The organism is Paenibacillus sp. NPDC057886 (genome assembly GCF_042796655.1).
Taxonomy (GTDB): domain Bacteria; phylum Bacillota; class Bacilli; order Paenibacillales; family Paenibacillaceae; genus Paenibacillus.
In genome coordinates this window covers 267,822-289,203 of record NZ_JBHVMZ010000006.1, presented here as the reverse complement: position 1 = coordinate 289,203, position 21,382 = coordinate 267,822, and the positions used below count along the sequence as shown (strand labels likewise).

19 protein-coding genes and 1 other annotated feature are annotated in these 21,382 nt (G+C 45.5%); of the genes, 5 read left to right on the top strand and 14 right to left on the bottom strand.

The features are described from left to right. Nucleotides 1-25 precede the first annotated feature (25 nt). The 3 genes from ACFVQB_RS21485 to gpr all read right to left on the bottom strand — a co-directional run bounded on the left by ACFVQB_RS21485 (nucleotide 26) and on the right by gpr (nucleotide 2,905). The gene (locus tag ACFVQB_RS21485) at nucleotides 26-385 is read right to left on the bottom strand and encodes a hypothetical protein (protein ID WP_379443684.1); all 360 of its coding nucleotides are present in this window, start codon (nucleotides 383-385) and stop codon (nucleotides 26-28) included. Between the two features lie 61 nt (nucleotides 386-446). Further along, entirely contained in the window at nucleotides 447-1,742 is a 1,296-nt protein-coding gene (locus tag ACFVQB_RS21480) for a stage II sporulation protein P (RefSeq protein ID WP_379443682.1), read from the bottom strand. A gap of 161 nt (nucleotides 1,743-1,903) precedes the next feature. Beyond that, nucleotides 1,904-2,905 carry a GPR endopeptidase gene (gene gpr, locus ACFVQB_RS21475; protein ID WP_376036213.1) on the bottom strand — a complete coding sequence of 334 codons (1,002 nt, stop codon included), beginning with the start codon at nucleotides 2,903-2,905 and terminating at the stop codon, nucleotides 1,904-1,906. A gap of 175 nt (nucleotides 2,906-3,080) precedes the next feature. On the opposite strand from gpr, the gene rpsT reads away from it, so the two are divergent. Further along, a complete protein-coding gene (gene rpsT, locus ACFVQB_RS21470; RefSeq protein WP_024628504.1) occupies nucleotides 3,081-3,353 on the top strand; it encodes a 30S ribosomal protein S20 in 273 nt (90 codons plus the stop codon). 165 nt (nucleotides 3,354-3,518) lie between these two features. Here rpsT and holA read toward each other — a convergent pair whose 3' ends face one another. The 3 genes from holA to ACFVQB_RS21455 form a co-directional block, all read right to left on the bottom strand. Then, complete coding sequence (gene holA, locus ACFVQB_RS21465; RefSeq protein WP_379443679.1) at nucleotides 3,519-4,535, bottom strand: DNA polymerase III subunit delta; 1,017 nt, start codon at nucleotides 4,533-4,535, stop codon at nucleotides 3,519-3,521. 257 nt (nucleotides 4,536-4,792) lie between these two features. Continuing rightward, on the bottom strand, nucleotides 4,793-6,049 hold the full coding sequence (locus tag ACFVQB_RS21460) for an anti-sigma factor family protein (RefSeq protein WP_379443677.1): 1,257 nt from the start codon (nucleotides 6,047-6,049) through the stop codon (nucleotides 4,793-4,795). Continuing rightward, nucleotides 6,046-6,594 (bottom strand): RNA polymerase sigma factor, encoded by a 549-nt coding sequence (locus tag ACFVQB_RS21455; protein WP_024628507.1) that lies wholly within the window; start codon nucleotides 6,592-6,594, stop codon nucleotides 6,046-6,048. The genes ACFVQB_RS21460 and ACFVQB_RS21455 overlap by 4 nt, the downstream gene beginning before the upstream one ends. Nucleotides 6,595-6,943: 349 nt before the next feature. Here ACFVQB_RS21455 and ACFVQB_RS21450 point away from each other — a divergent pair, with 349 nt between their 5' ends. Continuing rightward, entirely contained in the window at nucleotides 6,944-7,246 is a 303-nt protein-coding gene (locus ACFVQB_RS21450; protein ID WP_053781298.1) for a hypothetical protein, read from the top strand. A gap of 397 nt (nucleotides 7,247-7,643) precedes the next feature. Here the strand turns inward: ACFVQB_RS21450 and ACFVQB_RS21445 are convergent, their stop codons facing one another. Then, the gene (locus ACFVQB_RS21445; RefSeq protein WP_379443674.1) at nucleotides 7,644-7,829 is read right to left on the bottom strand and encodes a hypothetical protein; all 186 of its coding nucleotides are present in this window, start codon (nucleotides 7,827-7,829) and stop codon (nucleotides 7,644-7,646) included. Between the two features lie 515 nt (nucleotides 7,830-8,344). Beyond that, complete coding sequence (locus ACFVQB_RS21440) at nucleotides 8,345-8,908, bottom strand: TetR/AcrR family transcriptional regulator (protein WP_379443672.1); 564 nt, start codon at nucleotides 8,906-8,908, stop codon at nucleotides 8,345-8,347. Between the two features lie 228 nt (nucleotides 8,909-9,136). Here ACFVQB_RS21440 and ACFVQB_RS21435 point away from each other — a divergent pair, with 228 nt between their 5' ends. Continuing rightward, nucleotides 9,137-10,009 carry an NmrA family NAD(P)-binding protein gene (locus tag ACFVQB_RS21435; protein ID WP_379443670.1) on the top strand — a complete coding sequence of 291 codons (873 nt, stop codon included), beginning with the start codon at nucleotides 9,137-9,139 and terminating at the stop codon, nucleotides 10,007-10,009. A 69-nt stretch (nucleotides 10,010-10,078) separates the two neighbouring features. Beyond that, complete coding sequence (locus tag ACFVQB_RS21430; RefSeq protein WP_379443667.1) at nucleotides 10,079-10,951, top strand: NmrA family NAD(P)-binding protein; 873 nt, start codon at nucleotides 10,079-10,081, stop codon at nucleotides 10,949-10,951. Nucleotides 10,952-11,294: 343 nt separating this feature from the next. Here ACFVQB_RS21430 and ACFVQB_RS21425 read toward each other — a convergent pair whose 3' ends face one another. The 3 genes from ACFVQB_RS21425 to ACFVQB_RS21415 form a co-directional block, all read right to left on the bottom strand. Further along, entirely contained in the window at nucleotides 11,295-14,156 is a 2,862-nt protein-coding gene (locus ACFVQB_RS21425; protein WP_379443665.1) for a ComEC/Rec2 family competence protein, read from the bottom strand. Nucleotides 14,157-14,259: 103 nt separating this feature from the next. Continuing rightward, entirely contained in the window at nucleotides 14,260-14,781 is a 522-nt protein-coding gene (locus ACFVQB_RS21420; protein ID WP_379443663.1) for a deoxycytidylate deaminase, read from the bottom strand. A 95-nt stretch (nucleotides 14,782-14,876) separates the two neighbouring features. Next, entirely contained in the window at nucleotides 14,877-15,464 is a 588-nt protein-coding gene (locus ACFVQB_RS21415) for a ComEA family DNA-binding protein (protein WP_379443661.1), read from the bottom strand. 185 nt (nucleotides 15,465-15,649) lie between these two features. On the opposite strand from ACFVQB_RS21415, the gene comER reads away from it, so the two are divergent. Continuing rightward, nucleotides 15,650-16,495 (top strand): late competence protein ComER, encoded by an 846-nt coding sequence (comER, locus tag ACFVQB_RS21410; protein WP_113053792.1) that lies wholly within the window; start codon nucleotides 15,650-15,652, stop codon nucleotides 16,493-16,495. Here comER and leuS read toward each other — a convergent pair. The 3 genes from leuS to ACFVQB_RS21395 all read right to left on the bottom strand — a co-directional run bounded on the left by leuS (nucleotide 16,476) and on the right by ACFVQB_RS21395 (nucleotide 21,263). Next, nucleotides 16,476-18,920, bottom strand: a complete 2,445-nt coding sequence (gene leuS / locus ACFVQB_RS21405; protein WP_379443658.1) for a leucine--tRNA ligase — start codon at nucleotides 18,918-18,920, stop codon at nucleotides 16,476-16,478. The two genes, comER and leuS, sit on opposite strands and share 20 nt — an antisense overlap. Before the next feature lie 72 nt (nucleotides 18,921-18,992). Then, nucleotides 18,993-19,260, bottom strand: a binding site (T-box leader). Nucleotides 19,261-19,358: 98 nt separating this feature from the next. Further along, nucleotides 19,359-20,315: a phosphotransferase family protein gene (locus tag ACFVQB_RS21400; RefSeq protein WP_379443656.1), complete on the bottom strand. Its 957-nt coding sequence runs from the start codon at nucleotides 20,313-20,315 to the stop codon at nucleotides 19,359-19,361. A gap of 177 nt (nucleotides 20,316-20,492) precedes the next feature. Beyond that, on the bottom strand, nucleotides 20,493-21,263 hold the full coding sequence (locus ACFVQB_RS21395; RefSeq protein ID WP_379443654.1) for a class I SAM-dependent DNA methyltransferase: 771 nt from the start codon (nucleotides 21,261-21,263) through the stop codon (nucleotides 20,493-20,495). Between the last annotated feature and the right edge of the window lie 119 nt (nucleotides 21,264-21,382).

Genomic DNA, 21,382 nt, shown 5'->3' with positions numbered 1-21,382 from the left:
TATTTTGCCTGTATTTCATAGCCTTTTATTCAGCGACTCCGCTAAATAAGGATACTACCCACTTCATTCCGTTATGGGACAGATTTTGAAGAAGACCTGCCGTTTTGTCAGCCAGCACGTCGACCGGTGCCTTGCTCTGCTCTGCGCCAAGCACCTGACTCGGTGACAGAACAGGGACCACTGGGGGTTCCTTGTCCTCCTGTTGTACGGGCGTGGTCTGAACAGACTCGGCAGCCGGTGACACCGGCTGAGTTTTCACAACTGCAGGGTTGCCGGCCGAATCATCGCCCCTATTAAAGCTGCTGCCTGCCAGCTGCATCCCAAACAGAACACCCAGCAACATTAATACACAGATGGAAAACAATCTTTTGCCGAATCTGGACACATTCCTCGCCTCCTGTTTTATCTCCGATTCTTCGATTCTTCCATATTAGGAATATTAGCCTCTAGCCACCTTGTGACGTCTTTTCCACACTCGCTTTGTCCACCTTCTGATCATCCCAGTACACCTCTGCAATCATGTCGGCGAGTACTTTGGATGTCCGCTCCAGTTCAGCAGCCGTATTGTCGATGCCGCCAATCTCAATCAATATGCTGTTGGGAGAAAGCGTCTGGTTGTATTCGCCATTGTTGGCCCCGCCGCCGTCCTTGCCCCAAACGCCCCGAGATACCCCTGGATATTTCGCTTCCAGCTTCTTATGAATTTTGGCCGCAAAGGCTTCATTCTGCTGCCAGTTTGGATTTTCATGTCCTATAATAAAATATACTTTGGCATAACCCAGATTATTAATGGTCGTCGTTGTTTTGTTATGACGCTGTGAGTCACGGTGAATATCGATGAGATACGTAAGATCGTCATTTTGAGCGAGTGCAGCTTTCACCGTCTGACGGGAGTATTTATAGGAATAATTCCAGTTATAATCCTTGACCTTGGTCGGGTAATCTTCCTGCGCATGTTCCACCCCAATTCCCAGTTTCTCCAAACTGTCGGACAAGTAGGTTCCCACTTGAAAAACATTGCCAGTCGATTTGCCAGAGGATGGATTGTCACTCTTCGTGCCCAAGAGTGGATTGTATCCTTCACGTGGATGGGAATGGTAGACAAGAATCGCTTTTTTCCCTGTCGTTGGTTTGCTCGGTTCATCTTTACCACTACCCTTCGGTGGGGGATCACCCTTTACTTCGCCATCACCCGAATCCTGCGGATCGGATGAATCGGTATTATCCTGACCTGGTGGGATATGCTGATCGCCACCTGATTTCCCTCCGCCTGCCGAGGCCGTATCAATGAGTCCAGGACCCGGCTGATAATCTTCTGGTGCTTCAGCTTTTTCATTTCCCGACCCCGGTCGCAGCAATACAGGTTGGTTGGAACCCATGCCAGGCATTTCTCTAGCGATCAGGCTTTTGGGGTCTTGCGGATTAACATTCGTCAGTAGTTGGAATACAAACGAAGTCAGATTTTCACCAGAAAATGCAGAAGCCTGTTCCTTCTGAGTTAGATGCGGCATTTCCATGCCGAGCATGTCCACAAAAAAGCTGCTTGATACGGCTCCCGCAAATCCTTTCATAGAAGAAACTGGTGAGTTATTCAAACGCTTCTCTGCCATGCCCCCCAGACCGAGTACAACAAAAAACAAGGCAGATATGATCATAAGCAACAACAACGTACGGCCCATGGCCAGCACGTGCAAACATCTCTTTTTCCATTTACCAATATTCCAGGCCAATATTTTGTTCATTGCTTCTGTCTCCTTCCCTGCTGGACAACGCTTATACTTCAACTCTATGAGCCTGCCAGATTTGATAGAACAGGAAAAAGAAGATTGCACAAAAAAAAGAAAGTCCGATAGATTCGGACCTTCTTCTTAGGAATCTCAAGCATTTCGTTTTCAAATACTAATCAATGGGTGTAAGCAGCTACATTCTCAGCATTTACCGCATCATGGAGCGCTGCATTAAGGCCTGTTGCAATAATATTGGCAATATCTTCGACAAATTCATCAATTTCCTTGGGGGTAACGATCAGATCATGACCTAGTGGCTCCAGTACCTCTTTTACCAAACTGAGGCGGTCATTTTCGCCGATATCGTCCAGCATGCCCATAATCTGTTTTGTTTGATCGGTCTCTTGCCGAAAATGAGTACGCATCATTTCGATGACGTTATTCACGATGGTCGACGCATAACATACAGTAGGCACACCGATGGCAATGCAGGGAACACCCAAAATTTCACGTGTCAGTCCACGTCGCTTGTTGCCAATGCCTGAGCCAGGATGAATGCCGATGTCTGCCACCTGAATCGTTGTATTAACACGTTCGAGGGAGCGTGAAGCCAGTGCATCAATCGCAATAATCGCATCCGGCTTCGTTCGATCCACGATCGCTTGTACGATGTCACTGGATTCTATACCCGTTGTACCCAGCACACCTGGCGCAATAGCACTGACTTCCCGATAACCGGGTGCAACCTGATCCGGTACCAGCTCAAAATACTGACGGGTAACCATCAGATTCTCCACTACCAGTGGACCAAGTGAATCAGGCGTGACGTTCAGGTTGCCCAAACCCACGATCAGCACCTTGGATGTCTTGTTAATTCCCGCCTTGGCCAAAAAATCTTCCATCTCCCGCGTGAATTCTGCCGCCACCCGCTCCTGAAGATCGGTATCCCCGTTACGAAGCGATGGAACCTCCAAAGTGACATAGTGCCCTTTCACACGCCCAATCGCTGTAGCGGCTGCATCATCAAGCACATCAATACGTGTGATGGTGATACCGTCTTTCTCATCCACATCTTCCCGCAGCCCGGGAATCGTCTGTTTCTGTCCGCCCTGAGCCATCTCCTTGGAGTCAATTGCCAAGTCGGTACGAACTGCATAATTTTGCAAATCCAGTGTCATCTGTCCCTGCCTCCCTTACCGCATTTGAGCATATTGTGTGGGAAAATGGTGTGCTTTATGCAGCACTATCGAACATCATAGGAAAATCTGTTGCAATTTGCATGCCAGCGTGCTAGAATATTTTAAGTTGTGAAACGTTTGTATTCATGCAAATGCCTTACAGGAGGTGAATGTAATGCCAAACATCAAATCCGCTGTTAAACGCGTAAAAACGAGCGACAAGCGCCGCGCACTCAACGCTTCCCAGAAATCCGCACTCCGTACAGCTGTTAAAGCTGCTGATGCTGCTCTGGTAAGTAACGAAGTTGATACTGCAAAAGCTGCGATTCAAGCTGCTTCCAAAAAGCTGGACAAGGCTGTAACTAAAGGTCTGGTTCATAAAAATGCTGCAGCCCGCAAAAAGTCTCGCTTGGCGAAAAAACTGAACGCTCTTTCCGCACAAGCGTAAGAAGCGTTACTTATACGATCTAATGGAAAAATCCTGAACAGCACGAGCTTTCAGGATTTTTTAGTATCTGATTCTATAAGCACTCATTTAAACAAAGTGGTCTCTATTCCGATGATCTCACCATCAACGGAATAGAGGCCGCTTTGTTTTACAGTTATATCTAAGTTATGCACCGAGCCTTAACAAGAAAAGCTCCAGTCCAAGAACTTTATCCACTGCCCCCGTCTTCATCTGATAATCCAGTTCGCTGAGGTGGCTCAGAATCAGCCTCAAACGTTCTGCCTGAAACTTGCGAGCCTGTTCACCAGCAATTTTGACAGCATACGGATGCAGACCAAGCTGGCTGGCAATTTGCTGTTGGGAGTAACTCTGCTGCCCTAACTCTTTTACCTGAATCATAATTCGGAATTGACGGGCGATCAACGCTGCAATTTTGATCGGTTCTTCACGCTGCTTCAGCAACTCATAAAAAAGACCCAAAGCCTTCTCCAGCCTCAAGTTAGCAAGCTCCTCCACCAATGCGAACACATTCTGCTCCGTGCTTCGCGCCACCAGTGATTCGATATCCGCGCGTTTGATGGTGCCTCCGTTACCAGCGAACAAACACAACTTGTCTACTTCTGCAGATAACGTCTGCAAGCCTGTTCCTGCATAACTCACAAGCGTGTCAGCCGCTCCAGCCTCAAAAGATACATCCCGCTGCTTCGCCAGCTTTACGATCCATCCCAGCAACTCCTCACCACTTAGCGGAGCGAACGCAAGGACAATGGCTTGTTTCTTGGCTGCCTTCACTAGTTTTTTACGCTCGTCTAGTTTATCCCCTTGAGCCAGGAACACAATCGTACTGTAATCTGCCGGATTGTCCATATATGTAAGCAGTCGATCAATCTGGTGATCAATTTTGGAATCCTTACCTGCTGTAAACAAATTAGCATCACGAACGATAATAAGTTTACGTGGAACAAGAAAAGGAACCGTCTCCGCTTCTTCAATGACCACTTCCACAGGTGTCTCAGAGAGATCATATGGAATGATTGCAAATTCTCGGTGCTCTTCTTCAATAACCTGTTGTTTTAACATATCCGTAAATTGCTGTATCTGGTACTTCTCCGTTCCGTACAGCACATATACCGGAGCCGTTTCTCCATTACGTATTGCCTTTGTCGCACTCTTTACATCCATCACGGTGCCCCCTTATCCCTCTTATCCTACCAGAAAACGTGACAGACAACAAAGGGGCCTTACATCCGGTTAACGGATGAAGGCCCCTGTCCTACATCTATATAAACGCTGACACCAACAATTCTAGAAAAGGCTGGTGCGCGGTCATACGACGTCAGTTATGCCAACTGAGATAGGACGTTGTTGTTACTTTCAATATATTCTTGATACAACAGAAATGTTCGGCAAGCCTTGAGGCCAAACGTATAATTTACAGCCTATTTGGCAGAGGTTCCGCTTGAGGCAGTGGACACATTAAACGATTTCTTCACTGTTGTCCCATCTTGATCTGTCTCGTAATTAAATACAGTGCTATCCTGGGACCAGCTCGCAGATTTTAGTGTACCCTCCACATTACGTTGCTCCACCAGATTAAGCACATCCGGGTCAGCGGCAGGCTTAGAGTAGATGCTGATCTGATCGCCTAGCAGCATGACCAGATAAGAGCCATCCGGTGATTTCCATTCTTTTGGAGTCGTGGTGGCAAGGGCTCCTGAATCCGTGGCAGCCAATCCCTTATTTCCTCCCGCTGCATCCATACCTGTCTCGGAATCAGGACTCGTTACGCCCTCTGTCGGCTCTTCTACCTTAACATCAGGCATATCCTGAGAAGTGAATGATTGCGCGTCCCCATTTTCAGGCTCTGTTGCTCCACTCTCAGTAGAGCCTGCCGAAGGTCCGGTAGCAGATCCTGAATCCTGGCTTTTTTGCTGATCCGCACTCTTCGTACTATCAGCAGGATTGGAACTGGAAGGAGCGTTTTTCGTTGTATCACTCTTGTTCAATTCTGACCCAGTATCCGGCTGTTTAGGAGTTTGGCCTTCCTTCAATTCAGGTTCCTGCACCTTCTCTGAACCGTCTTCTTCAGGACCAACCTCTTGAGCTAGTTTATCTTCAGCGGATGGCTGACTTTCCGAACTATCAACCCACACACTGTTATCGCTCTGTAGAGAGGAGGAAGAATCTTCATTGTTGATCTCTCTTCTCAGTGGATTTTGATCCTCATTCCCGCCTTCTTGAGTACTACCCGTGCTCATTATCATTTCTGCATTTTCAATCTTCTCTGGCTGATATCCGAAAATGGCAACGCCCAGTACAACAGCTGCTGCTGCTGCGCCCATGGACATCCGGCCTGCCATGGAATTCAACCATTTTTGCTTCGGTTTCCGCTCACTTGAACGCTGTAAATTCTCAAATGCAGCAGGGACAGGACTCATTTCCTGTATTGTACTGCTTTGTTCTCTTTTCGCTTCGTCGATTGCATCCAGCTGCGGCATAATGGCATCAACCAGACTGAATCTTGGGGTTACCTGCGGCAAATCTTCCAGTTCTCTGGAGAGAGCTCTGAGCAAACTAAAATTTTCGGCGCACTCCGCGCATTGGGCCACATGCTGTAGCATCTGCGCAGTTTCCGCCTCGCCCAGATCATGATCCAGATACCGGTGCATCCATTCCACCACCTCTTCGCATTTCATCCTGTCACACCACCTTTCTGATACTCCTGTAGTAGATTCTGTAATTGCTGTCTGGCTCTAAATAAATAAGATTTAACCGTATTCAACGGAAGATCGAGGCAATCCGCAATTTCGTTATAGGATAAGTCCTGCAAATATCTTAGAACAATAACGGTACGATGATGCTCAGGCAGCTTGTTAATGGCATCCTGAATATCCTTTGCCACATATGTGGACATCACTTCGAATTCCACATCCTGATTGTCCTGAAAAACCATATCATGCTCGTCAATGGAAACGGAGGGCTTGGTTCTTCTGAATTTATCAATACAGATATTCGTGACGATGCGTTGAACCCATGTCTTAAACTGGGCCTTTTCCTCATATGAATTAATCTTGGTGTAAATTCGGATCAACGCTTCCTGAGCAGCATCCAAAGCGTCCTGTTCATTATTTAGAATGTAATATGCGGTCCGGTAAACATGCTGTTCAATGTCCCGCAATAGGGTAATTAGAGCGTCGCGATCGCCCGATTGAGCGGCTCTGATGAGTTCCGGCTCTACCACAAAGGATCCCCCTCTCCCTGCAACCTTACAGACGTGACCATCAATAAAATTGTTGCAAAGTTAAGTATTTTTTTTATTGCCATAACAAAATAACGGCTTATGTATTGGGGCCGCTGAAATCTTCTCTTAGAATAACAGAAATTGCATAACGAGTCATCAAGCCAGCTCAAAAGTCATTCCAGTACTTACACGACTCAATTTAATTACAATGGCATACATTATAGCTAACAACACTTATAGCATCGAAAATAAAAAAGTTCAAATTTTGTACAAATTTAAGCTCATTTTAATGTAATTTTCATGAAAACAGTGTATTGTAAATTTACATTCATAACACGAGGTGATGAGCATGCCAGCTCTTGCGAAAATTCAAGCGTTAAAAGAACAAATGCCCAAAGAATATCAAAGCATATCCCATTTTGTGGAACATGCGTTGCAGTCTATCGATACCCTGGTTGAGGAACATCGGAAATACACCGCTGCACAGGCATTATACGGCGATAAAATCGTCGGATCGGAAGAACGCTTGTACAGAGAAACCGTGCTTGATGTACGAGCACAGCTCTTGCTTACGCTTGAGAAAACCGTAGAAGATCTGTTGCACAAAGGCGACAAACATTGGAGTAAACACTTCAAAGATGGCGTTGAATAATTCGTTATTATAAGTCATTCCAAAATTAGCCTGCTTTCCGGATTTCTCCCCAAGGAGTATACCGGAAAGCGGGTTTTTGGTTTCATTCTACGAGCAAGATGTACTTCATACACTTCATAAATAAAATTAATAAATGACAATCAGTTTTCCACCGACAAAACCTAAGGCACGTATATCTGCCGAGCTACTATATACCCACACTTCAATCTTACCCTTTGAACTCATCTCATGGGTTATACTTGTTGGATCTCCCCAGGCTAAACGAGCCTATTTTGAGACCATTATCATTCCAAGGTAATGATAATGGAATTCTGCATAATTGCTAAAAAAAACCAACGACACCAGTTGAAAACAGCAACCATAATGTTAGCTGCCGCTTGTCCTCTGAATATATCGGCTATTCTCCCCACCAGATTATTTGTGCCTTCGAGTTACCTCCCTCATGATACTTTAATTCATTCTCTGCGGGAATCTTTGAGTGCTCAATAACTATGGGTACAGGGAAGCCTATGAACCGAACCCCCAATAATAAAACAAAGCTGATCACAAGAATCCCAAACAGGGTAATAATAACACGTTTCATATTGCTCCCCTCCTCGAAAATCACCGAGATGAATCCCAATTACATTAACCATATTGAAAAACTTATCCTGAATTTTCCTGAACTATAGTTTCCCGTTAGTTTAACTAAGAATAAAATGATGAAATTGTTTGACATTAGAGGTATTGGAGAACAACATCATGAAAACCACCAGAAAATTTGGTATTGCTGTTTTGACTGCGTTATAAAAAACACTGGTTCAAAATCGTTCACGTTTACTATTGGATCTACAACTGGTACAGGGAAAATGTCCGTTACTGTCCCAGCAGACGGAAAAGAGCATACATTTTTCATTGACAAGGCTTGGACAACTGGATTGTTCTATGTAAGCATGTCTTCTGCACAAGGAATGTCTCGTAAATTGGGTATCCGTCTAGGTGCCGATCTCAATGAACTGAAAAGTTTGTAAGTAATAAAACCATCGACATACATTAACATAAAAGAGCAGGGGGATAACCTCACTGCTTTTTTTGTTTACCATTTAGAAATTTTTATATCTAGTTTGCTTTAATCCCTCTCCAAAAAATCTTCCAAATATGGTCTAGATTATGTTTCGACCCAATTTCATAACCAACCCCGTTCAATATACACATATAACTACTTAGAACCTCTGTTTTGGTGAGAGATTTGTCAATCTCGCCGGAAACGATAGCGTTGTGTATAGCATCCATCAACATAGAACTCCATTTCTCGGTTGACTGATCCAGTTTATATTTTATTTGTTCCTTTAATTCTACGGGAGGAAGAAGATAAAAACGATTATAAAATAAAAATGCATGGTTATCTTGAATTAAAATGCAATCGTTAATGATGGAATGTAACTTAGTTTCAATCGTTTTGAGGCTAGGATTTTCTAATGTGCTTTTTATATAAGTAATTTGTTCCTGTGAAATGGTGTCAAGGCATGCTTCAAACAAAGCTGCTTTATTCGCAAAATGAGCATAGATAGCTGGTTTGGTGAATCCAAGCAAACTCGAAATCATGGTCATTGATGTTCCTTCAAAGCCCTGTTCAGCAAAGAGCTTAATGCTCTCTTTCAAAATTTTATCTCTTGTTTTCAAGAAACAATCCCCCATCTTTTATCTAGTTAATGTTATCTTACCGTTCGTTTAGCAAATATGCAATGTTGATTAGGTTAAACTGTTAGCCTTTACAAGTGTAATAAAAGTGATTACAATAAACTTACTTACCGTTAAGTAAGTAGATGGGCAGTTTGTTTTCTCAGCAATGATGAGAGGAAATGTCGCTAATTAACATCGATTAAATAAAATTTATGAGGAGGCATACTATTGGAGAAAATCATGATTACAGGTGCAACAGGGAAATTAGGAGGTTTGTCAATTAATCATCTTCTCGATAAAAGGGGGATTTCTGCAAATCAGATTATTGCCCTAGTTAGAGATAAGCAAAAAGCAGAACATCTGGCTGAAAAAGGGATTGAACTTCGAATTGGTACCTATGACGATCTGAATTCTTTACAATCAGCGTTTCAAGGTGTCAGCAAGCTTCTGTTCATTTCGTCCGCTGAATTAGATAATACTACACGTCTTAAACAAAATTATAATGTTGTCATGGCTGCTAAATCAGCCAAAGTTGGTCACATATTTTATGTTGGACTGGCAAATCCGGAGATAAGAGCTTACGGATTAGAAGATGTTGAATTGGCTATTGAACATGCGATACGCGCTGTGAACTTGCCCTTCACCTTTTTACGGAATAGTACGTATTTGGATGAAGTAGCTCGTGATTTAAATGCGGCTGTTAAGCATGGCGAATTACTTTCTTCAACTAGCGGAAAAGCATTTAACTATGTACTCCGTAGAGATCTAGCTTTGGTGAATGCAATGGTTCTGACTGAAGAGGGCCACAAAAACAAAACTTATGAGTTAGTAAGGTCAAAACTTATAACTTTTTCAGAGATGGCTTCTGTTCTTTCACGTATAGTTGGAGAGGAAATATCTTACAAAGAAACACCGAGTAATCTAACTATTGAAAAGTTAATAGAATCAGGGGTGAAGAGAGGTTCTGCAGAGTCGCTCGTTAATACTTTCCATAAAGCTATTGCAGATCAAAAATTCCTATCTACATCTAAAGATTTAGAACGTCTTTTGGGTGATCAATTGACGCCATTGGATCAATCAATCGAGTCATTATTGAAGTGACCCACGAAGAATAACTAAGTAAACAAGTACTAATTTTATCAATAAATTAAATTTATGAGGTGCATTCAAATGGATAAAATCATGATTACAGGTGCAACAGGGAATTTAGGAGGTTGGACGATTAATCATCTTCTGAATAATAAAGGAATTCCAGCTAATCAAATTATCACTTTAGTTAGGGATAAGAAGAAGGCAGAGCATTTAGCTGAAAAAGGGATTGAACTTCGGACTGGTACCTATGACGATCTGAATTCTTTACAATCAGCGTTTCAAGGTATCAGCAAGCTTCTGTTCATTTCATCTGCTGAACTAGACAATGCTAAACGTCTTGAACAGAATCATAATGTTGTAATGGCTGCTAAATCTGCTCAAGTTGAGTATATTGCATTTGTCGGAGTAGCCGACCCAGATCTAAGAATTTATGGGCTGGAAGATGTAGACCTGGCTACAGAGCATGCAATACGTGCTGTAAATATACCTTTTACATTCATGAGAAATAGTACCTACTTAGATGAAATAGCATCTGATTTAAAGTCGGCAGCTAAAAATGGTACTTTAGTTTCTTCAACAAACGGAAAAAGGTTTAACTTTGTATTGCGAAAAGATCTGGCTTTAGCTAATGCAACGGTTCTTACAGAAGAAAATCATAAAAATAAAACTTACGAGTTAATACGTTCTAAAAGTATTACTTTTCCCGAGATTGCTTCTGTTCTCTCTCGTATTTTAGGAACAGAAATATCCTATAAAGAATCTCCAAGTGACTTAACCATTAAAAACTTAAAAGATTCTGGTGTAGATGATACAGTTGCTTATTTTCTTGTTAGTACTTTCCACAAAGCTATTGCAGATGAAAATTTCCTAACTACATCCAATGATTTAGAGCGTCTCCTAGGTGATCAATTGACTTCTCTGGATCAATCAATCGAGTCATTGTTGAAATAATCCACAATTAATTAAATAAGCAACTGGGGTCTTTAACCCAGTTGCTAACTACATTCATTTTGAAACTGACCCTCTAACTTGAAGTCCACGAAATGCAACCTCAAACATTTCAGAAAAGAAAGCCCACTGATTAGCTGGCTGTATAATTGAATTATCATAAGCGTTCTAATGGGGACTCACGGCAACTTTATGCTTCTAAATTGTGCTCCTAAAAGCAAAAAAACAACGAAAATTAAGCAATTCCCGGCACAATTATGGGTAACTAATTTCCTCTTATGGATTAAGTCACAAAAACCAATAGAAGTTAGAGAAGTGGTGGCGACCAACTGCATGGTACGATAAATCATGAATCATCCCTAACCAACTTGTAGCGCACATCAATCTTCCCATCTTTGATCTTCATCTGAATCTCCCCCATTTGATCTGTTCGATAGATGTCTGTACCCGAATCTTCAAGACGTTCAAGCACCCCAGGATTGGGATGTCCATATGTATTGTTAGCCCCTGCAGATATCACGGATGCTGATGCATTCCAGTATTGTAACCAAGCTTCGGTAGAAGATGTTTTACTCCCATGATGTGCGACCTTTAATACATCAATGGTGACAGGAACCTCATGATTCTCCCCCGTGTGACGTGTAAACATCTCCTGAACGGAAACATCTGATAAAGCAGCATCTGCATTGTACTGTCCAAACGAGGCTGCGAGCGAACCATCCTGAATCATATAGAGCAGATCCTGCTCGGCTGCAGCATCCATGTCTCCCGTGAACAATAATGAGGCGCCGGCCATTTCCAGCATAAAGACAACCGAATCATGATTCTGATGTTCCGAGACGGGTAATCTTTCTCCTGTGTCCATCGCTTTCTCCAAATCTGGATATATAAAATGTAGTGTGGTTTCTCCATCCGGCGCGTAGGACATCCCTTGGCGAATTGCATATAACGGAATCTGCTTGTCTATAACGGTATCCAGCAATTTCTCAAAATTGGCTGTACCGCTGGTTGTCCCATTGAACATGAATCGTTTCACCGGAATCTGTTCAAGCACGGCCTGTAATCCCCCAGCATGATCCTGATCGGCATGGGTTACGATTACGGCATCCAGCCGATGAATGCCCCGCTTTTTCAATAAGGGAACTACTACCTTGGCCCCTACTTCGTATGGATCGCGCCGTGTCTTCCAGGATTGTTCAGACTTCCCGAACTGGACTGTACCTCCACCATCGACCAAAATATGTTTACCCTCAGGTGTTGTAATTAGTGTACTGTCTCCTTGTCCGATATCCAAAAATTGCACCACTCCTGTCCCCGCAGGCTGCGGTGTTTGGTATGCCCACCATAATCCCACCACAAAGCTGAGAGCCAGTAGCGCACACATCCATTTGTGGAAGATATTCATCCGTTCACCAGAGTAAAAACCCGCCCCTCGCGCAGCAAATGCACTTGTATATTCCGGCCAGGCAATGCTTGCACTTAATGTCGTCATCGAACCAGAACTAGCTTCACGTTCACCTTTGTTTAATCCTTGTGATGATACATTAGACAACCCAGACAGCCCCAGAGCTGCTTTAGGCGTCCCCCCAACATATCGGCGATCCAGCGGAGCCGTATCCATTTCTGTGCCCTGGATAATAGGCTGCTCGCCTCGGCCGCGATGAAGGATGCGCAAAAGCGCATAGAGAACGGCATAATATGCTGCAATCCACAGTAGCGTTGGGGTAGCCCAAATCAGCACAAAACCAGGCAAGCTGTTCATCCACTCCACACTTACAAAGGTCAATTTGTTCAGCAGAATAGCAATCCACGCCAAAGGTTTAGCCAGAGGCATCCAAAGAAACGATAGAATCAGGGCGACCGTTCCAAGAGGAAGTACAATGGCACTGATCAAGGATACAAGCAGGAAGTTTGCGACAAATGAAAGCAGTGAAAACTGGTTGAAATACAGAATTGTTACCGGAAAAGAAATAAGCTGTGCTGTTACCGTTACAGAAGCTGTTGCTGCAAGTCCCTTGGGCCAACTGCTAAATATCCGATTAATCAGTGGCATATAAATCATCAGTCCAGCTGTTACCAGAAAAGATAGCTGAAAGCTCACGCTTAGTAAAAAATACGGGTTCCACCACATCATCAACAACGCTGCTGCACTAATCATTTGCAATCCATCCCTGGCAAGCCCACGCCGCGCCATATACAAACCAATCATGGACATGATACCCGCACGAATGACCGATGGCGAACCGCCAGACAACAGTACATATGCAGGTATTAACAGCAACACAATGGTGAGTGAGGTTTCTCGGGTTAACCTAAGCCAGGATAAAAGGAGCAGCAGCGATGCCACATACACCGCGACATGTGTTCCGGAGATCGCCAATATATGAGTTAAACCAAGCTGTGAAAATTGTCCATATGTATCCGGATCGATATCATTAGCCATCCCGATAATCAGGCCTTTCATATAGCCCGCATGAGGTTCGGGAAATATCTGTTCTACCGCTGCTCCAAGCTTATGCCTGACTATGTCATTCCACCGAAGGATATTGAGTTTCCCCAGCCCTTCAGGCGGAACGGTGGTTACTGAACTGGCCCCCTTCACTTTAAACAACCAATGTATATGAAGAGTCCTTAAGTAATTTCGATAGTCAAACCCACCAAAATTTTTGGCTTCGCTGGGAAGCGCAAGCGCACCCGTCAACGTTATCGAATCTCCTCGCTTCCACCCTGCTGCTACTTGCTGTTCTTCTTCCTCAGCCAGGCGAACTTGGACCATTAGACGTTCTCTCACGTTAGATATAGTTCCCGCTTCCAACGCTGGTGCTGATGATGAACCGGATAGTGGAAGCATCGACGTGATCTGCATTTCAAAATCGGCCCGATCCCCATCTATGCGTACATCCGACATAAGGGTTCCTTCGAATGTAGCTGCATAACCGTCCAAATCCTCTGAAGCCATATGTGTGATTTCGGGCAGACTGCTCCGATTCCGAGCATCATTCCATTCCCAGTGCACAGCACCGCCAACGAGTGCTCCGATCAGTAACAAGATGGACCAACCGCGTATATCAATCCATCGTAGTAAAAGTGGCAGACAAACGAATATCCCGATCATTCCCACGATCAAGGACCAACCCGATAATGCACATGCCATCCCACTACCGCATAACCAGCAGACAGTAAATACCAGTAAAGGTCTGCCTTTCATTTTCTCCCCCTCCTTTGTGTCACCCGTATGAACGCAGAAGAACCCCCGGCAGCTGATACAGCAACCGGAGGTTCTTCCCCGCAAATTTGATACTATATTGGTTCTAATCACTTACCGTCATCATCGTCTCCCGTGGAGGCTGGTAATTTTCCAGCCGACGAAACGTAATGCCTTTTTGCTTCATCATGTTGGTAACCTTGCCTGTATCCTTGGGATATGGGCGATGAAATACGATTTCTGTAATGCCGCTATTCGCAAGCATATTGGAACAAGTCCAGCAAGGTTCATCCGTGACATACACAGAAGAGCCTTCGCGGTCAATTCGATCAGTGAACAAAAGCAAATTCTGCTCCGCATGAATGGTACGAATACAGCGTTGTTTTTTAACCATTTCTTCCTGACCGTCGGTTACCACCAGCTCGTATTCTTCCGAGATCATGCACCCTGCTTCAGAGCAGTCCGGGACCCCCATGGGTGCACCGTTATAGGCTGTTCCAAGCAGTTTCTTTCCCTGCACAAGTACGGCGCCAACATGACGGCGTGAACAGCGGGAACGGGTAGAGACCATATATGCGATGTCCATGAAATACGTATCCCAGTCTTTGCGTACGTCTGCTGCGCTCATAACCGTTTCCCTCCCATCTGATAAAATTTGAACCTATCCTTCGTCTTATGTCATTTCCAATTCAACTTATATCCTAATATTTAATAGTTGCGTGATTACCTGATCTGCACATAAGGAGCCATTTTCTCCAGCATCTTCATTCCGATTCCTTTCACTTTGGTCAGATCGCTGACTTTGGTAAAAGGTCCATGCGAATTGCGATAATCAATAATGGCTTGCGCCTTTTTCTCCCCAATTCCTGGAAGGTCCATTAGCTTCGCAGCCGGAGCTGTATTGACATCAATTTTGCCATTGTCGACAGACTCATTGCTCATCACTGCTTGGTTATTGTCTGGTGAAACTACCGTTGCCTCGGATGTCGTTTCTGCCCCACCTGTAGAAGCATCCGTTTGGTTTCCAGCAACTGTCGAATCAGCCACTTTCCCTGCTGTGCCATCAACCTGATTAGGCTCTACGGATGCCTCTGTTGTTGACGGTCTTTGATCTGCATCGGAAGCCTTCGTTTGTTCCTGAACCAAAGTAGCCGACTGTACAGCAGCGGTTTCCTGCTCTATCGTCGGCTTCTCGGTGGCGAGCTGCATAGGTTCCCAGCCAGAAGGCGGCTGTTCACTTTTGCCCGACCATAATATCAGTATGCATCCGACCACCGCAGCAGCAATGGTCATCCCCTTGTTCCATCTCATTCTTCCACACCTCTCCCTGGATTCAAAATAAATCTACTCTGAACACGGGCGGTGCTTCCGAACCGTTGGACTTGCCTGGTAAACCAAGCTGTACTATTTTCATGTCATGTGAAGCAGGTCCTGACGCATACACTAGAGGGAAAGAACTGCGCCATTACCGTAAAGCATGAAAGGAGGCCTGAACAATGAAGGTTGGATTTATCGGAACCGGCAGCATGGGCAGCCTGCTGATCTATGCCTTGATTCAATCCGGTGCACTTGAACCACGGCAGATTGCCGCCAGCAATAGAACCCCTTCCAAAGTACGGCAGCTATCCCTCCGTTACCCCGGTCTGCATGAATCACAGAGCAACCGGGAAACCGTCATCCGCAGCAATATCATCTTTTTGTGCGTGAAGCCGCTTGAATTCAAACATGTCATTGACGACATCCTGCCTGTCGTGAATCCCAATCATATAATCGTCTCGATCACCAGTCCCGTGCAGCTGCGCCATCTGGAATCTTCACTTCCTTGCAAAGTCTCCAAAGTTATCCCCAGCGTTACGCACCAGGTCGGCAGCGGAGCGTCCCTGTGTATACATGGTGAGCGAATGACTACCGAAGACCGCGCTGTGCTGGAAGGGCTGCTCAGTCATATTGGCAGACCCTATCAAGTGGATGAAGCCTGTACCCGGATCACATCCGACTTCTCCAGCTGCGGACCTGCATTCATATCGTTCTTTCTGGAGCAATGGATTGAGAGTGCAGTCAAGCTTACAGACATCAAACGAGCCGACGCCTGCGCTCTTGCCGGCGAGATGCTCCTGGGAACAGGCAAGCTGCTTACCGAAGGAGGATACACCCCGCAAGAACTTCAGGCTCGCGTGGCTGTACCTGGCGGCATCACCGCACAGGCACTTGCCCTGCTGAAAGTGAATCTGAATGGTGTTTTTGACAGCCTGATCCAGACGACTCATGACAAATATGATGAAGATTTGTTGAAGCTGGATGAACTATTCAAAGCCGGTGAGATTAACCGGCAACAATATTAACGAGTTTGCCTGGAACGGCAATGACCTTGCGAATGGTCTTGCCTTCCAGTGCCTGTTTCACAGGTGCCAGTTCCATCGTAAAGTCCTGCATGCCCTGTGCGTCCAGATCCTTCGCGATTGTAGCACGGGTCACAATTTTGCCATTCACTTGAACAACAATCTCCACTTCGGCATCCACCGTCATGGACTCATCATACTCAGGCCAAGCTACGTAAGAGATTCCACCTTCATGACCGAGACGGCTCCACAGCTCCTCCGCCATATGCGGTGCCAGCGGTGACAACAGCTGTACAAAGTTCTCCATGGCTTCACGAGGCAGCGTATCTGCTTTGTACGCATCGTTGATGAAGATCATCAACTGGCTGATCGCTGTGTTGAAACGCAGGTGTTCCAGATCCTCAGTAACCTTTTTGATCGTCTTGTGTGCAGTGCGCTTGAACTCATCGGTTCCACCATCTGCTGTGATTTTGTCATTAATTGCACCTGTATCTTCATTGATGAACAGACGCCATATACGTGACAGGAAGCGGTGCATGCCCTCAACCCCGTTAGCATTCCACGGTTTTGTCGCCTCCAGAGGCCCCATGAACATTTCATACAGACGCAATGTATCTGCACCGAACTCATTGACGATCTCATCCGGGTTGATAACATTACCACGGGATTTACTCATCTTCTCATTGTTGGTTCCCAGGATCATACCTTGGTTGACCAGTTTGTGGAACGGCTCTTTGGTATGCACCACACCCAGATCATACAGCACTTTATGCCAGAAACGAGCGTACAGCAAGTGAAGCACCGCGTGCTCTGCTCCCCCGATATACAGATCAACCGGTAGCCACTGCTGCTGTTTCTCTTGAGAGATCAGTTCCTTGTCATTGTGCGGATCGATAAAGCGCAGGTAATACCAGCAGCTACCGGCCCATTGTGGCATCGTGTTCGTCTCGCGACGTGCTTTCATTCCCGTTTCCGGATCTACGGTGTTAACCCATTCCGTAACATTCGCCAGCGGTGACTCGCCAGTACCCGAAGGTTTGATCTGGTCGATATCCGGCAGCAGCAAAGGCAGTTGATCTTCCGGCACCGTCTTCATCGTTCCGTCTTCCAGATGCAGAATCGGGATTGGCTCACCCCAATAACGCTGACGGCTGAACAACCAGTCACGCAGACGGTAGGTCGTTTTGCCTTGTCCCTTACCGTTCTCTTCCAACCAGGCAATCATCTTCGCAATCGCTTCTTCGTTGTTCAATCCGTTCAGGAAATCGGAGTTCACATGCGGTCCGTCACCGGAATACGCTTCTTGTGTCACGTCGCCACCCTGTACAACCTCGATGATGTCCAGACCAAACTGTTTGGCAAACTCCCAGTCACGAGCGTCATGTCCCGGAACGGCCATGATCGCCCCTGTGCCATATCCAGCCAGAACATAATCGGCAATCCAGATTGGCACCTTCGCTCCGTTTACCGGATTGATTGCATAAGTTCCTGTGAACACACCCGTTTTGTCTTTAGCCAAATCGGTGCGTTCCAGATCACTCTTGCGAGCAGCCTGTTCCTGATATGCCTTGATTGCTTCACGCTGTTCTGCCGTTGTAATGACTTCCACCAGCTCATGCTCAGGTGCCAATACAGCATAACTTGCGCCAAACAACGTATCTGCACGTGTCGTAAACACTTTGATAACTTCTTCATGACCCTCAATGGCAAAAGTAACTTCCGCCCCGGTCGATTTGCCGATCCAGTTGCGCTGCATATCCTTGATGCTTTCCGACCAGTCCAGCTCTTCCAGGTCTTCCAGCAAACGCTCTGCATATTCCGTAATTCTCAGTACCCATTGGCGCATCGGTTTACGAACGACCGGATGTCCGCCACGCTCACTCTTACCGTCGATAACTTCTTCGTTCGCCAGTACCGTACCCAGAGCTTCGCACCAGTTAACAGGGACTTCATCTACATAAGCCAGGCCTTTGTTGTACAACTGGATGAAGATCCATTGTGTCCATTTGTAGTAGTCAGGGTCAGTTGTGCTGATCTCCCGATCCCAGTCATATGAGAAACCGAGTGACTTGATCTGGCGACGGAAATTGTCAATATTGCGGAATGTAATATGCCGTGGATGCTCACCAGTATCCAATGCATGCTGCTCAGCAGGCAGGCCGAAAGCGTCCCACCCCATTGGATGCAGTACATTGAAGCCGCGCATACGTTTGAAACGGGATACGATATCCGTTGCCGTGTATCCTTCCGGGTGACCTACGTGCAGGCCTGAGCCAGATGGATACGGAAACATATCCAGTGCATAAAACTTCGGTTTAGCCGGGTCCTCACCCGTTTTAAACGTTTTATTGTCATCCCAGTACTGCTGCCAACTTTTCTCCATGACCTGTGGCTTGTAGCCGTGTTTCGGCTGTTGATTCTCACTCATCTATTGTTCCTCCTCTTGGTTATTCGCTTTTATTGCAACAAAAAAACCTCAGCATCCCGTAGCGTTTGCAGCGCTAGGGACGAGAGGTTGAATTCCCGTGGTACCACCCTAGTTAGCGGACGATCGTGCTTCGTCATCCACTCCCTTTGGACCTGTAACGGCGGTTAACCGATGCGGATTTCCATTCCTGAACCCGAGTGTTACTTCAGTCGGTTGCAAGATGGTGTAATCACCGCATTTCTCCAAGGCGAGTTCGTGAAATACTGTCAACCGACTTGCACCAACCGCCGGCTCTCTGTCATGTACAGGACTCACTACTGATCCTTATCATCGAAATATGTATACGATATGATCGGGACCATTATATAAAAAAGCAGCAGTAAAGTCAATATTACACTGTCTGTTGACTATAAACAATGCTATACATCAGTATGCACATTAAGACGACTGGAATCGCTTGATTCCTTCTTCTAGGTTATCAATCGTCCACTGAATGTGTTCCTTGTTATCGTATTGACGATACGGACACTCGATTCTCAGCGCCAGATCAAAGTACAGATCATATAAACTTCTTCTTTTTCGTTCACTGTCTGTTGTAACTGCTCTTCCATATCCTTTGAGGAATCCCGGTGTATTATTAAAATGACTGAAGTAATGCTCCATCAGAGGATCTGCCCAGAGGGAACGTTCAAAATCGATAATGGCCGTGATTTGCCCCGCCTCCACAAATACATTCCCATCCCACAAATCCCAATGCACAAGCACAGGCTCTTTGACATCATCCAGCACATCCGATTTCTCTTGAATCAAACGCTCCAGTTCCTCATAACGAATTGAAAATTCCACACCCGCTGCTTTGCTATCTGCAAGCATATCATCCATCAGGCTCAGGAAAGCTTCTTTCCACGTCGCATATTGCGATTTTTTTGAGGAAAAGTAACCAAACTTCTCTCCTTTAATTTCATTGATCCGACGATTGTATGCACCCAGCTGCTGCTCTATGGATTCCTGCTCTTCTGCACTGTATTGGTCTTTGACTTTGTTATACGGCGTTCCTGTCATGTACTCCATAATAAAATATTCTGCCGGAACTCGGGTGAGCGATGGATCGTAGGCCAATACCCGGGGAACAGGTACATCCTGAAGTTCTGCTGCGAGTCGCAGTGCCTCAACCTCAGCGACCATGACATGTTGTTCACAGCGCATCAGCTTAATTCCATTAGAAGGAGCTATTTTGAGTACAACCTTCTGTCCGTCGTCCTTGGTGATAAAGTAAGCGTGGTTTGCCCAGCCGTCAATCATCTCTTTGTATTCTTGGATACCTGTGTTAAAATGCTGCTGCACAATTCCATCTAGCTGTTCGGAAGTCAGCCTTGTTTTATATGTACTTTCCATTTTTCACCCCACCCGGAATTTTGAATTTTCAGGATTCTACTAAATAGAAAACGCTTTCCATTCAACTATTATGGCTTCCTTTAACCCCGCTGGCAATAGCTTTTATTATATCTAAAAAACATTCTTATACATAAAAACTGCCCTTATGCATCATAAGGACAGTTCAACATTGTAATCCTATTTCACGGCTACATAGAACAGACGCTGTGCGCCTTCTCCCGCCTCTTTCCACTCAAAATCAGCATATACACGGACATCTCTGAAGCCAGCCTTCGTCAGTTCCAACATCATCCAGTCCGGATCATACGCGCGCTGAACATGAACCTCTTCAAACCGTTGGTACATATCCTTGCCGCTCTCAGCCACACGCGAAAAGATACTTAGATGATGCTCAATCTCACACCGATCATGATCCATATCACAGGTCCAAATATACGATACGGAGCGTTCGTCCAACACAAATGGTTGCTCCTCCTCGTATCGAATAAGGGTATTCGGATGATGTACATCGAACAGGAACGTGCCCTCCGGCTTCAGCATCTCATAAGTTCGCTGAAATGTACGGACGACATCCTCTTTTTCAAGCAGATAATTCACGCAATCACAGAACGATATCACCGAGTCCACAGGCTCCGGTACTCTCCAGTCCCGCATATCCTGCTGCACCCAACGGACACTGCCTTCCCGATATAAGCGGTGGCCTTGAGGCGTGGCCTCCATTTTACTGCGCGCAACAGACAACATATCCGCTGACAGGTCAATGCCAGTAACTTCGAAACCGGAGTTCACCAGTGGGATCGTAATTGAGCCGGTTCCACAGCCCAGTTCAGCCACACTTTTTGGCATGCCATGTCGTTCCCAAGCCGTTCTCGCAAACCTTATCCAGTCCGGATAAGGCATATCCTCCATTAATTCATCGTACACATAGGCAAATTTCCGGTAAGACATGTCAGGCACCGCACTTTCAGTTTCATTTTCAAATCGATTTTGAACAAAAGAAAAAGCAGGGGCATCCGGAGTTCACCCAGCCTTGCCCTGCCTTGACTTATGGATTCAAGCTCATGCTT